Annotated in this window: 14 protein-coding genes; all 14 read right to left on the reverse strand. The window is 57.1% G+C overall.

Going from position 1 to position 13,553, the window contains the following annotated elements:
• Window positions 1-158 precede the first annotated feature (158 nt).
• Window positions 159-1,430 (reverse strand): hypothetical protein, encoded by a 1,272-nt coding sequence (locus NTX17_00310; protein MCX5799828.1) that lies wholly within the window; start codon window positions 1,428-1,430, stop codon window positions 159-161.
• Between the two features lie 23 nt (window positions 1,431-1,453).
• A complete protein-coding gene (locus NTX17_00315) occupies window positions 1,454-2,608 on the reverse strand; it encodes a hypothetical protein (GenBank protein ID MCX5799829.1) in 1,155 nt (384 codons plus the stop codon).
• Between the two features lie 185 nt (window positions 2,609-2,793).
• Entirely contained in the window at window positions 2,794-3,903 is a 1,110-nt protein-coding gene (locus NTX17_00320) for a VWA domain-containing protein (GenBank protein MCX5799830.1), read from the reverse strand.
• 92 nt (window positions 3,904-3,995) lie between these two features.
• Window positions 3,996-4,388 carry a pilus assembly protein gene (locus NTX17_00325; GenBank protein ID MCX5799831.1) on the reverse strand — a complete coding sequence of 131 codons (393 nt, stop codon included), beginning with the start codon at window positions 4,386-4,388 and terminating at the stop codon, window positions 3,996-3,998.
• 169 nt (window positions 4,389-4,557) lie between these two features.
• Entirely contained in the window at window positions 4,558-5,406 is an 849-nt protein-coding gene (locus tag NTX17_00330) for a hypothetical protein (GenBank protein ID MCX5799832.1), read from the reverse strand.
• Window positions 5,407-5,492: 86 nt separating this feature from the next.
• Window positions 5,493-5,849, reverse strand: a complete 357-nt coding sequence (locus NTX17_00335) for a hypothetical protein (protein MCX5799833.1) — start codon at window positions 5,847-5,849, stop codon at window positions 5,493-5,495.
• A 38-nt stretch (window positions 5,850-5,887) separates the two neighbouring features.
• Window positions 5,888-6,850, reverse strand: a complete 963-nt coding sequence (locus tag NTX17_00340; GenBank protein MCX5799834.1) for a type II secretion system F family protein — start codon at window positions 6,848-6,850, stop codon at window positions 5,888-5,890.
• Window positions 6,851-6,852: 2 nt separating this feature from the next.
• Window positions 6,853-7,821, reverse strand: a complete 969-nt coding sequence (locus tag NTX17_00345; protein ID MCX5799835.1) for a type II secretion system F family protein — start codon at window positions 7,819-7,821, stop codon at window positions 6,853-6,855.
• A gap of 19 nt (window positions 7,822-7,840) precedes the next feature.
• Window positions 7,841-9,193: a CpaF family protein gene (locus NTX17_00350; GenBank protein MCX5799836.1), complete on the reverse strand. Its 1,353-nt coding sequence runs from the start codon at window positions 9,191-9,193 to the stop codon at window positions 7,841-7,843.
• A 3-nt stretch (window positions 9,194-9,196) separates the two neighbouring features.
• Window positions 9,197-10,384 (reverse strand): AAA family ATPase, encoded by a 1,188-nt coding sequence (locus NTX17_00355; protein MCX5799837.1) that lies wholly within the window; start codon window positions 10,382-10,384, stop codon window positions 9,197-9,199.
• A 22-nt stretch (window positions 10,385-10,406) separates the two neighbouring features.
• Window positions 10,407-11,552, reverse strand: coding sequence for a pilus assembly protein N-terminal domain-containing protein (locus tag NTX17_00360; protein ID MCX5799838.1), 1,146 nt, complete (start codon window positions 11,550-11,552; stop codon window positions 10,407-10,409).
• Window positions 11,553-11,644: 92 nt separating this feature from the next.
• Window positions 11,645-12,523 (reverse strand): Flp pilus assembly protein CpaB, encoded by an 879-nt coding sequence (gene cpaB, locus NTX17_00365; protein MCX5799839.1) that lies wholly within the window; start codon window positions 12,521-12,523, stop codon window positions 11,645-11,647.
• A 22-nt stretch (window positions 12,524-12,545) separates the two neighbouring features.
• Entirely contained in the window at window positions 12,546-12,866 is a 321-nt protein-coding gene (locus NTX17_00370; GenBank protein ID MCX5799840.1) for a hypothetical protein, read from the reverse strand.
• Between the two features lie 124 nt (window positions 12,867-12,990).
• Entirely contained in the window at window positions 12,991-13,167 is a 177-nt protein-coding gene (locus NTX17_00375; protein MCX5799841.1) for a Flp family type IVb pilin, read from the reverse strand.
• Between the last annotated feature and the right edge of the window lie 386 nt (window positions 13,168-13,553).

Raw genomic sequence — 13,553 nt, forward strand, 5'->3', positions numbered from 1 at the left:
GAGCAGCGAAATCAAGATTGCAGTTTGCGACTAGCATTGCAGATTGCGGCGCGAACTGAGGACCCGGAAAGAGCTCAAGCACGTCCCGGACACATTCAGTTGCCTTGTCATCCACCGGCCTACGCTGAGAACTGGCTCGATCCGATGAAACGGGCCAGTCAGGGCACTGATACGCTTTTCTCGTTGCTCCCGGTTGTCAGACCAAGCTCGTCCACAACGTAAACTTTGTACCTGTATTGGCGACCCGAAACCACCGTGCTGTCGGCAAAGTAGGTTTCGCTTCTACCCGAAATCGCTCCCAACATGAGCGAAGAAAGCGTCACCGAGGTAGGATCCCGGTAAACCCGGTACGAAGCAAAATCCGCGTCGTTGTTCTGCGTCCATGTCAACTCAACGAACGTCGCCGGCGCGACGGTCCTCACGTTCCCACTCACTATCACAACAGCCGCCGGCGCCGATGCCACCGTCATCAATCTTGGGGCAACCAACGCGGGAGCCGAGTTGCCGGCCTCATCGCTGAACTGTCCAAGGACGACCTCCTTGTAGAACTCCAGGTTCGGCGGAAGCGCGTACACTGCCTCGTAAATCCCATCGTCCGGCGCGTCATCGCCGTGCGTACCGTCGTCGAAAAGCGCGATTGTGTCTATCACGCTCCCGATCTCCACCCACGCTCTTCCACCCGTCTCGCCCCCGTCCAGTCTTATGTGGATGATGGCTCCCGGCGACAACACGCTGTCGGTCGGGGACCAATTCAGCGAGCTAATGAATGCCCTCGTGTCCAGCACAACTGAGTCTGCAACAGGCACGGACTCGAGGCCGAACTCGTCCAGAAACTTGGCCCAGACGATCTTCTGGCCGTCTCCCGTCTCCAACTGCCAGCTCAACGGCGACAGGTAAGGTTGCCAACTCGCCTCAGAAAAGAGAGAGCTGTTGGACACCATGACCGACCGCGTGCCCGAAGCAGCCGAGAACCCCAAGGACACGTTTCTTGAACTCACATATCGCTTGCCGTTCTCGATCGTCACCGAGAAAGGAGCAGGAGTACATTCGATGGGGTCAGATCGTCTTCCCTCTCTCGCGTCCCTTGTCACGGCGCAGACCCTGTATCGGTAGGTCACACCATTGGAAACAGTCTCGTCGCGCCAGGTGTTCTCTTCCGTCGAGGACACCAGGGAATAGTCCTGGAAACTTCCCGAGGCTCTGTACACATGATAGGAGCCTACGCCGGTGGTGTCAGAAAGGGTCCACGAGAGAACAACGAGCCGGTTGCCGACAGAACACGATGATATGACCGGCGCGACAGGCAGTTCTGGCCCATCGTAGCCTGGGTCGAGGGGGTTCTCGAAACGAGGGGCTTCGAGCCCCTTCTCGCAAGAACTCACCACAATCAGCAGAAGCGCTGCCATCAAACCGACAAGTGTTCCTCTCACTGTCAAGCTCCTTCCTCCCCGTTCTATCCTATGGGAACTCTCACAGCCACGTAAACTCCCCCGGAAGTTCCGGACACGTCCATGGAAAGGGACTTCCCCGGAACGGAGCCGCTCTCCTCAGGGGCAATCGTGGAGGCGCGCGCGGCGTCCAGGATGCTCAAGGCCCAGAGGCCCAAAGTGAGACCTCTCAGCGTACGTTTCGCCAGCGATGCGCCGTCCAAAGTGTCGAACTTATCCTCGACTTCCTGCCTCGCCATCAAAACCGCTTCCTCGGTGCTCGCCGTCTCGTACTTGTGAAGAGCCTCGGAGTACCGAACCTGACAGTCCCTGTAGTACTGCTGGGCAATCAGCGCAGCGCCGGCCGCGGACACGACTGAAGCGCTCCAAAACGTGCCCGCGGATTTGTGCCCTGCGTAAATGTGCCCCATTCCAGGAAAAAGCGTTCCCCTGAGCACAGAGGATGACATGCTCACGGGCTTCAGACGAAACGACAGACCGTTCGCACCCGCGCCCACCACCCCGCTCCCACGATCAAGAAGAACATTCTCCAGGAATCCGTAGACAGCGGGCACGGCGGCTGCCATCAAGTAGCCGTTCCTGGCGAATCTCGCATTCTTGGCGAACTCGTAGTTCCGCGAGAGCTTCGTGTGATATACCGCGGCCTCCTCCTCGTTCCGAGCGGACTTGTACTTGCTATCAAACTCTTGGTACTTCTCCCTGTACCTCTCGGCCCGCCATTCCTCCCTCGCTGCCCCAAGCACCGCAATCCCCTGGGTTATGCTAAGTATGATTCCCTTCTGCGTCTCACCTCTTACAAACTTGGAAGGCCCGGCAAGTCCCGCCAGCGTAGTGACGACTTCGGCCCCGTTGGCGCCGGCCCTTACCTTAGGCGACACGCCCGGCCTCTGCGGTCCGATGTCCACCCATCCCACCCTCGTCTCGAATCCGGACTTCTCAATCTTGACTCGAAAATGACCGCCGAGCTGCATCGGGAGCTCAAACGCAGTGACACCGGAAATCCGGATCGGGCCGACGAACTCCACCGCACTTCCGTTCGGGCTGGAGGAAATCGCCATGCCGCTCCCTAGACAGGATCCGGTGAACAGCAAAACACCCAATATGACGGAGTGCACAACAATCACGGGGATTCTGTGCGTCATCTTGTATTCAGTAGTCATACTGGCTGAAACTTAGCCGCTCTGGGGGAAAAGTCAAGGGAAAAATCCTGGGGTACACCTAGGAGATTGAGGGGTGCAAGCAGTTGTCACAACAGGGAGTGGACCGTGGCCGGCAGAACCGGGCCCTCACAGTGCGGGCGGGCGAGCGCTCGGATGGTGCGAAGGCAGGTGGCTCGGCCCGAGCATCACGGGGCCGGGATAAGACGCACGAAGTCGTAGCCTGCGATCTCGTGAAAGATGGGATACAAGTCGTCGGTGGTCACAGCGCGGAAGTACACGCCACCGGTAATCTGGACGACCTGCTTCATGAGGGGCTCGCCGATGTGGTATATCAGCTGGCCGGAAGGACACCGCGGGTCTTTGTCCTCGCCGAAAACGACTGCGTAGACGATAACGTGTTTCTCCTTCGCATAGTTGGCTTGCGTTACCACCCAGTTCAGTGGTCTAGAATCAAAGACACAAGGACTGAGTCTGTCGTAATATCTACCCTTTATAACGTTCGCCAGGCCGTCGGTTATCAGCACGACAATCTTGGGATTCGGACGTCCGCTGGTCGCCAGCGAGTCCGTTGCCATGCGCATCCCGCCTCCTATGTCGGTATATATGCTTGTTCCTCTTCCCGGCTCGAGCCTCTGTATGCCTGCTACGACGGCGGCCGCCTCGTTCTTCAGATACTTGAGCCGCACGTCACAGCTCAGGTACGTGTTGTAAGAAACCACACCCATCATGGTTTCGTCTGCTAACTGGTTGACCAGATAGACGCCGGCGTTTTTTACGCTGGTCATCGGCTCCCAGGCACATTCCGACGGGCAATACGGACAGGGCTGACCGGGATGGTCATTGCACATACTGCCGGAGCGGTCCAGGACCAGCATGAGGTCTGCACCCACTCTCTGTGCAGCAGACACTGCCCGGATGGTCGTGGACTGCTTGCCCAACACTCGCGCGAACCACAGCGATACCTCCTGGGTGCTCTCCACCTTCATGGTACCGACCGGGTTCCCGAGAAAGGTGAGGGTGACCTCGGGGGCGGTCACCGCTTCCGCCTCGGGGAGATTCCGAGCCATGTAATCGTTGAAGGTGTCAGTCGCGTCAGAGGTGTTCGGCAAGTCCTGAGCGGCGGCCAACGCCGAAGCGTCAGTGGCCTTCTGAAGCTGCGCCCTGTACGCCATTACCATGCCTACATCGACGACGAGCGCAACAGCACCTACAAGCACAACCATCAAGGCCGCAACCAGAACAATGACTGCCCCTCTTTGGCCCCGCCAATGTAACGTCCTTCGAATTCTAGACAACGCTTCTCTCAACATTGCATTCCTCCGCATCGAATCGAAGATCAAGCCCCGCGTTCGTACCAAGGGGAATGGGCCGCCTGTCTCGATGCGCCCTACTCCAACCTCATCACGGCCTCTGCGCTAACGGGGAAGGGATCGTTCGAAAAGAAGCGTTCAAACATGGGAGTGACAATCTCCACAGGATAGGTCACCCGGACGGTCACAGGATCCCCTCGCAGTCCAGAGGCGCCCGTCACTTGCACCACCAAGAGGCTTGCACTGCAGCTCGGACAAGCGTTTTTCACCTTCTGGATCACTTCCGACGCGCTCACCCCCACAGCCGCATAGCGCGCTCCCTCCCTGGCCCCGTTGAGAACGACGAGGTAGGTGTTTAACACCCTCCCGAACTCCAGGATACCCACTACCAACAACATAAGAAGCGGGAGTACGAGGGCGAATTCAACCACCGCAGCCCCTCTCCTGCTCCGAAGCAGAGAAAAACCCATACCTTCTACTTCCCTCCGAGACAACGACCTTTCACTCTACGCCCCATTGACCTGAACGCGGGGTTCACCAACCTTCCCCACACACCCAGTACCCCTCTTCGTGCTCTAGCGATAGAGCAAAATCCGTGCCGCTACACCCCTCCACAACCCACGCGCCCGCAACCGGGCTTTACTTCACCCTAAGAAAGAACAGGAAGACGAGCCCGGCAAGGAAAATGGCGAAGACTATCATCGTGAGGTGCTTTCCGTACTCCCGCACCAGGGGCCTCAGAGCAGTGGGAATTCCGCCTCGATCAGCAAATTGCGTTCTCGCGTACCCGTGTGACGTAACGGCCGTCCCGGCGCTCTTCTTCGTGACTGCCCCTGTAGTTGAGTCCGTCACCCCCGCCGTAGCCCCCAGGGCAGCCCCTGCCTGGGTTCCGATGCCGCTTTCGGCGACCGGCTCCCGTCCGAGGACGACGCTCACACCCTTTTTCATCGCTACTACGGCCTCATCCAGAGTGATCCCCAGCAGGCCTCCGATGAGTGCCCCGCATGCCAGCACAATCACCAAACCTATCGCAAAACGCACGAACCAACTGCCAAAAACGCCGATCACGGAATCCTCTTCATGCCGCGTTTCTTCGTGGCCCAGCATCAGCCCGTAGCGGCGTTCCTTGAGGGCACCCTCAAGTTTGTTCAAGAAGATAAAGATACTATGCCACCGCGCGATTATCTCCTCCGTTTCCTCCCTCGTCAGAGCCTCAGGCGTAGCGAGGGTCGTGAACGAATTGAGCATCTCCGTGATGTCGCGCACGGCTGCCAGTGCCTCGGGATCGCTGGCGCCACCTCTCTCCACCACCGTGAGAACCGGCAGAAGATGGGCGATCTTCGCCTTCAGTCGCAGGAATCCCTCTTCTTGCGCCTTCTGCACGCCCTCCTTGCCAAGGCTTGTCTTCAGGAAGTCGCCGAATCGAATCCAGGTTTCGATCAGGCATTTTATTTTTCGCTTCCCATTCCTTCCATTTGTGGAGTGCATGCAATCCCCTTCTGACTACAAGATCACGGTGCGCGCTGAGTCAAGACCGGAAACCCGTGCGCGAACGCCGCACGGGCGCCTGCCGTCTACCAGTATATCTTGGCGATCAAGACATCTTGTTTCGGAATCACGAGTTGCTTCTCAACTCTCTGCCCGGTCCTCTTCACCACGTATCCCAGTGAAAGCGCAATCTCGTAGTCGGAGATCTTCACGAGCCTGCCGGAATACTTTTCGCCGAAGAACGTGCAGACGTCTACGTAACTCGTCGATGGGGCGTTGCTTCCCCACGGCTTCAGAAAGAAAACCTCGTTTGTCACGTAGACACAGGGCTCGACGTCGGATCTCAGAAAGTACTGCCGATAGGTCTCGACGCCGAGAGCCGACCCATCAATCAACAAGGTAGCCAGGACCGTCAGTGCGACAGCAATGAACACGTTTCGCATGTGTGACCTTCCTCCTTCTTTTCGCCCAAAGAACTAGTCTAACCCTTTCCTGTGATCTGCTGAATGGCCCGGATAATGGTCACCACCGCCGGACCCAGTATGACGGCAAGCAATGCCGGAAAAATGCACAGGACCAGCGGGAAGACCAGCTTCACGGTGGTCTTGGCCGCGGCCTCCTCTGCTCTCTGCCTTCTTCTCGTCCGCACGGAATCCGAGTGCACACGCAGCGCCTGGGCAACGCTGGTGCCGAGTTTGTCCGTCTGCACCAGCATGGCGACCAAAGAGCTCAAATCCTCCACGCCCGTCCTGGCCGTCAAGCCACGAAGAGCTTCCGCGCGCGGCTTACCCGCTTTCGTTTCCTGCGTAACGAGCAGCAGTTCGGAGCTAAGGGCAGGGCTGGCCGCACGCATTTCGTTCGCCACTCTCGCCAGTGAAGCATCGAGACCCAGACCTGCCTCCACGCAAACCACCATGAGGTCGAGGGCATCCGGAAGGTTACGCACTATCTCCTTCTGGCGACGTCTGGCGGAATAGTTCAACCAGTAATCCGGTATCAGATAACCCGCAATCGCGGCAAGTAACCCAATGAGGAGAATCCCTCCGGGCGATTGCCCCAACCAGACACCGAGGGGAATCGAGAACGCGAAGAGCACCATTGCAACGAAGATCTTGGCTCCGTGATATATTCTGAGAGCGTTCTCCCTACGATAACCCGCATACGTGAGCAGCTTCTTTAGTCTCGGCTCCGCCTTGCGCCCCCTCGTGGGGGCAAGCCCCCCAACTACGCCCTTCAGCGAATCCAGGGCGCTACTCGACACATATCTCGCTTTAGCCGTGAACCCGACACGTTTCGGCCCACGCCGTCCGTCCGTGTCACTCAGCGCTCCCAACCTCTTCTCCAGCGCTTCGGGAGGCTTCAACGCGAAGTAGAGAAGAACTCCCGCACAGAGGCTGAGGCTGGCGAACACGAGCAGCGCTATCATCTGAATGGAACCCAACATCGTCATACCTCTAAGTTCACTATCCGTCTGATCCACACGTAGCCAATGGCTTGCAGACCTAATCCGATACCCAGCATGTAGTGGCCCACGTGATCACGAAATAGAAACATGATGTACGAAGGATTCACCAAGAGAAGTATCAACCCCACGCAAACCGGCAACAGCGCAAGAACGATCCCGGAGAGTCTGGCTTCGGCCGTTAGGGCGCGAAGTTGCCCCAGAATCTTGAACCTTTCCCTCACGGTGTAGCTGATCTTCTCGAGTATCTCAGCGACGTTGCCACCGGTCTCCCTCTGGATAATCATGGCTATGGCAAAGAACCTCAGGTCAAGGCTGTCTATCCTCTCCGTCAGGTTCAACAGGGCCTCTTTGAAACTCAGTCCGAGGTTTTGTTCGTCGAAGGTGTCCTTGAACTCGATGCCGACGGGATCCGGCATTTCCTCGCCCACCATCTGGATTGCGCCGGTAAACGCGTGACCTGCTCTCAATGCGCTCGTCATCAGGTCCATGGCGTCGGGGAACTGCTCCACAAAAAGCTTCACCCTTCTCCGTTTTCTCCTCACGACGTTTACGATCGGAAGAGATCCCGCAAGAAGGGCCCCCACAAGTCCCGAAATCGGCGAGCGTCCGATCCAATTCGCCAAGGCGAACCCTACTGCGGCAAAGATCAGGGTGAAGAGAAGCAGCTCGCCCACTCTCATCGGTGAATCTGCCTGCTTCAGGAGTTTGTCCAGCCTGCGGGCGATGGCAACCCTGGAAAGCCACCTGTTTAACGCAGGTATCTGACTCAGTAGCTCGTCCCTCAGAATACTTGGAGAGATCGTCGCCACGGGACTTTGCCTGACGATGGCGCTCAAGCGTCTCTTGAGCCTTCCGACCTTGCTCTCACGCGAGGTCTGCCAGCTGAGAAAGACGGCGATTATGGCGAATACTATCGCTAAGAAAATCGAAACAAATGCTAGAGCCAGCAAACGCTTCTCCTTTCCCTAATCATACGTCGTCAAAAATGCCCGGAGGAAGATGGACGCCGGAAAGGAAGAGTCTCTCGGCGAACTTGGGCCTGATTCCCGTCGGCTTGAACCTGCCGAGCACGGTCCCGTCCTCCGCCACGCCCATGCGCTCGAATACGAAGATGTCCTGCATCGTCACGACGCTGCCTTCCATGCCGACGATCTCAGAGACGTTCGTAACCTTTCGTCTTCCGTCACTCAATCTCGAGATCTGAACCACCACGTCCAGTGCAGAAGATATCTGTTCGCGAATGGCCTTCTCCGGAAGCTCCAGTCCGGCCATCAACACCATGGTCTCCAATCTGCTCAGCGAGTCACGCGGGCTGTTGGCGTGGACAGTGGTCAGCGAGCCGTCGTGCCCCGTGTTCATGGCCTGGAGCATGTCGAGTGCCTCGTCGCCTCTAACTTCACCAACGATGATCCTGTCCGGGCGCATTCGCAGAGCATTGCGGACCAGGTCTCTCTGATTTACCTTACCCCTGCCTTCGATGTTGGGCGGCCTGGTTTCAAGTCTCACTACGTGTTCCTGCTGAAGCTGTAGTTCGGCGGCATCCTCTATCGTCACGATGCGCTCCTCTTCAGGGATGTAGGACGAGAGAATGTTGAGAAGCGTCGTCTTCCCCGCGCCCGTGCCTCCAGAGATGAGCAAGTTCAGTCTGGCTTTCACCGCACCCTTAAGAAGCTCAAGCATGCCCCCGGTGATCGACTCAAAACTCAGAAAATCGTTCGCCGTCAAGGGATTTGCCCCGAATCGTCTGATGGACAGTACGGGGCCGTCGATCGCGAGCGGAGGAATGATTGCGTTCACACGCGAGCCGTCGGGCAACCTGGCGTCAACCATGGGTGAGGACTCGTCCACCCTCCGGCCGACCGCCGCCACGATTCTATCTATTATCTGTCTTACGTGGGCGTCGTCCTTGAATCTCACCGTCGTCAGTTCGAGCTTGCCGAACCTCTCGATGTAGACCTGGTCGGACCCGTTCACCAGAATGTCGGACACGGTCGGGTCCGCCAGGAGCGGCTCTATGGGACCCAGCCCGAGCGTCTCGTGTACGACTTCTTCCACGAGTCTCTCGCGGTCCGCTCGGCTCAAGGGAAGAGTCTCGCTCTTCACCATCTCTTCGAGCAACAGTTTCACCTGGCCGTGCAACTGATCGCGAGAGAGGGTCTCTATGTTGGAGAGGTCAAGCTTCTCAATCAACTTGTGATGCACACGCGACTTGAACTCCTGGTATGCATCCCTCGCCACAGGAGGTTCATGCACATTCCAACTGAACCTGTCCCCCCTTACCTTTGCCGCTTCCTGGGATCTTAGTCTTTCAAAAAGAGCCATCGTCTACCTCCTCAAGAGTCTAGCGAGCCCACCTTTCTTGGGAGCAACTTCATCAGACCCTCGTTCAGCGCTGCCTCCACTGAGAGTCGCTGCCAGCTCGCGAAGATTCTGCGTCACTGGCGACTGAGGCGCTGACTCAAGAAGGGGCACACCCGTATTGATTGAGTTACTGACGCTTCCGTAGTCGTTCGGAATTCGCCAGAAAATCGGATACTCAAAACCCCTCTCGAATTTCTCCGCCGCATTGGATTTATTCACGATGAACCTGTTGAGCACCAGTTTAACCTTGTCCTGTCCGTAGCCCAATCTCTGGAAAATCTCGATGCACCGTTTGGTGTTCCTGATCGCCGGGAGTTCGAGCGCGGAAACCATAAAGATGGAATCCGACAGATCCAAAGCCTCCACACTTCTCTCGTCGAAGGCGTGCGCCGTGTCGACAATCACGAACTCGAACATCGACCTCATGAGGCGAAGCACCTGGCCGACCTGCTCGGCTGTAATCGTCTCTGCCTCTTCGGCCTGGTGCGGTTCGGCCATCACGTACACACCGGACGGGTGCTGCGTCATGTGAGCCTTCAGAAGCGTCTGATCCAGTTTCTCGTAACTGCGAGTTACGTCTGCGATCGTGTAATTGGGCTGTACGTTGAGAAACATCGCTACGTCGCCGAATTGAAGGTCCAGGTCCACGATGGCACAGGACTTCTTCATGTCTTGTGCAAGAAATACGGCAAGATTGGCGGAAATCATCGTCGTGCCAAGCCCGCCCTTGTTGCTGAAGATGGTGACGATCTCACCCGCGATGGTACCTACGGCCTGCAGCCTCCGCATGACCTTCCGCACGGACGCTACCAGCTCGTCCTGGTCGGGAGGCCTTCTCAGGAATTCCTGCACACCCGAGCGCATGGCTCTCAAAATGATCTCGGGTTTGGTCTCCGAACAGATGGCGAAGACTGCCGACTGCGGACAAACCTCGACAATCTTTGCTGCCGCTGAGAGAAACTCCTCCGGAGGGGTGCTCACTTCGAGCAGCACAATGTGTGGCCTGTACTGGCGCACAAGATTCACGCCGATCCGCAGGTCTCCGCTTTCGGCCTTTACCGAGGCTCCCGGAACGTCCCGAAGGAGGCCACGCAAGGTGAACCGCATGTCCTCGTCCCGGTCGATTATCACTATCCCTATTTCGTCCATCATATACTCTCTATTCCACTTTCCTCTATTTCTCTGCCGATGCCTTGCCCGTCCCCGGCCACGTCGGGACCTCCAGGGCGCTGTAAGAGGTGACGATCTTGGGAGTGACCAGCATGACAACCTCTGACTCGTTCTTCATGAAACTGGTGCTCTTGAAAAGAAGTCCAATTATGGGAATGTCGCCCAAAATGGGCATCTTGGAGACACTTCTAACCTCTTCACTGGTGATGAGCCCCCCGATGGCCAGAGTTTGTCCGTCTCTCAGCTCCACCGTACTCTGCGCTTTCCGCGTCCTCAAGGCAGGTATCCTGAATCCACTAAGCGTGACGCCGTTGTCCCAGTCTAGCGTGCTCACCTCAGGCTCCACCTTCAGGTTCACCACGCCAGAGTCCACGACGGTCGGCGTGAACGTCAGACTGACTCCGAACTCTTTCCACTCGATCGTCACGGTCACCCCACCGCCGGTTGGCGTTACGATGGGGACGGGAATCTCACCGCCGGCCAGGAACTTGGCCTCGTGACCGCTTATTGAGACAAGCGTTGGCTCTGCAAGAGTGTTGACGTAACCCTTCTTCTCCAGAGCCTTCAGTATCCCGGAGATATCGTAGTCGCCACGCGTTAGCGACACGAACATAGAAACGCCCGACGTAACACTGAGCGGTATCGACGGCGTAGCAACTAGTCCCGAAAAGCTCCCGACCGTCAAGTCGGTGAACTTCTCACCGGCCTCCGAAGGGTCAAGATCTATCTTCACAAACTCATTTCCCACCAGATCGATTCCCAGGTTCTTGAGGGCCGTCCGGTTGACCTCCGCAAATCTCACTTTGAGCATGACCTGCTGAAAGGAAGTGTCGGTATGAACGACAAGGTCGTAGAACATTGGCCGGTCTTCGCTGTCCCAGACCACCATGCTCGTCGTCCCCGCTGCCTTTCCGTTGATTAGGATTTGTCTCGGTGAGGCCACCATCACATCGGCAATGTTGGGGTCCGTCACAGAAACTCTGGTGATGTTCTCGGTAAATGCCAGGACCTGAGACTTGCCGATTACGACCTCCATTTTGAGGAGCGATCCGGCAGGAACCGCTGCCGCACTAGCGGGCCAGAGCGAACCAGAAGCCATCAGAAGGAGCCCGGAAATCACGAACCAGGCAAAACCTCTCATTCTGAACATCACTGACGTTCCCCTCCATTTCCCGCGCCATGCCTCTGCAGGAAAAGCTGCGGGTAGAAACCACGAGACAACGATTCCCTTCCAGCTACTGCCTAATCCCCTGCCTTCTCCTCGAATTTCTCTTCGCTTCGTTTGTTTCCACGTATCACTTCAACCTGTATCGGCTTCTTGACGGGCTTCACCACCTGCTCGGTTCGGGGCGCCGGAGTGACCACGGGGCGAGGCGCCCTCACGATGCGCACCGGAGCCGCGCGTTGCACCGGTTCTCTCGACTCAAGCATCCTCAGAACAGTGGTCCCCGACGTTGCGGCAGAGTCCGCATCAGCAGGGTTTCTCAGCACCAGCTGGATCTCTCCGCTGCTTGACGCCAGAGCAAGCTTTTCCGCCTCGCTGGGAGTCACGAGCAACGTCACAGACTGCGTTTTCATGGGCTTGCCGCCGTTGTCTTCGAGCCTCTCGTCCGCGGCAAGCACCAGCAGGTTTTGAAGCACAATTTTCGACACCGTCTCTTTTTCAGTCTCCGGCCGAATCGTAACAACCACGTCCACCTTTGTATCGGGCAATACAAACCCGCTGACGCCGCTGACCACGGTCACGGGAACGGTCATGGCTCGCATGCCAGTCGGCACACGCATTGGCAGTCCCCTGTCCGCTCCAACGGGTGCGAGCTTGTTCTCCAGAATCGGCTCGCCGATCGTGATGGGCGTCCTCACAACTCGGCCCGCCAGCTCCTGGCTGGAACTCATGGCGCCTGTCGGGACTATTTCCCTGGGCCAACTGGCCGTCTGAGTGTTGTCCTCGCCAAGAATCGTCCCGAACGGAAGCTCCTTCGAGGCGACAACCACCGGCTGAGTAGAGACTTTTCTCTCTTTTACTATCTTGTCGTACTGGGCAAGATAACGATAGATCGCTACGCTTGCCAGCAGTCCAAAAACGACAGCGAGAATCACGACGACCCTGATTCTGGTCACTTGAAAAACCTCCGTCTCAAGTTCAGATTTCCCTGCGCATAGTGCAGGCCGCTCTCAGAGGCAATCCGCTCAATTTAGGAAACAGATTTCCAAAAGAGGTACGAGAACCTATTGCAACGTCTACAGTCACAAGTGTGCCCTTGGAAGGAAAACCCTCGAAGGGAACCTTCACTTGAATGTCTTTCACTAGAACGCGCGAGGCAGCGAGGACGCCGAGGAGCACCCACGCCCCGGAAAACCAGGGCGGGGTCACAACGATCGCAAAGAGCGTTGACGCGACAAGTGCGCATCCTACTACTGCCGCGCCTTTTTGGGATCGAAGCTTTGGTAAGAGAATTTTCACCCGGAACCGCCTTCTAAACCTAAGATCCGTCACCAGACAAATCCCTCAGGCCGGGGGCTACCTCACCGGGTAGCTCACCCGGCTCGAGGGACTTTCCTCTCAGTCGTGATAAGATTCACGACATTTAGCTGCCGGGGACCTCACCCAGCTTGCCGGCTATCAACGTGAACACACGAATCAGCTCGTCGCGCAGCAGTATGATCGCGCTTATGACCGCGATTGCAACCAACGCGATAAGAAGCGCATACTCCGTAACCGCAGCACCTTTCTCGTTCTTGAAAAGGTTCTTTAAGAACTTCATTCCCTTATCCTCCCTTCTTTCTAGTCGGAGCAATGTCCAAGAAACTTAACCAGTAAAGTGAAACAGGCCGAATGAATCACCTCCCCACAACGTGCCGCAATCTCGATTTGCAGGTCGCGGATGAACGTCTTTGTCGACGTGCAGACTATCTAGGCATCCGGATCAAGTCAAGGGAATTCCCAATTGGGGTTCAATCGCACGACAGACCGGGCCTCCCACGCTCCACAAATGCAAGCCCTGTGCCACTACGTTCTCGCAACTGATATCTCTGCAATTGCTGCGCAGAAAGTAAGTTGTGGCACTTATCGGGGGGATGGCGGCGCATCTCGGCAAAGATTCTTCTCTTCCGCTGCGGCTTTTTCGCACAAAAAGGGGGATTTTGCACG

The sequence above is a fragment of the Candidatus Eisenbacteria bacterium genome (genome assembly GCA_026388185.1).
Taxonomy (GTDB): Bacteria; Eisenbacteria; RBG-16-71-46; order JAFGJU01; family JAFGJU01; genus JAPLKG01.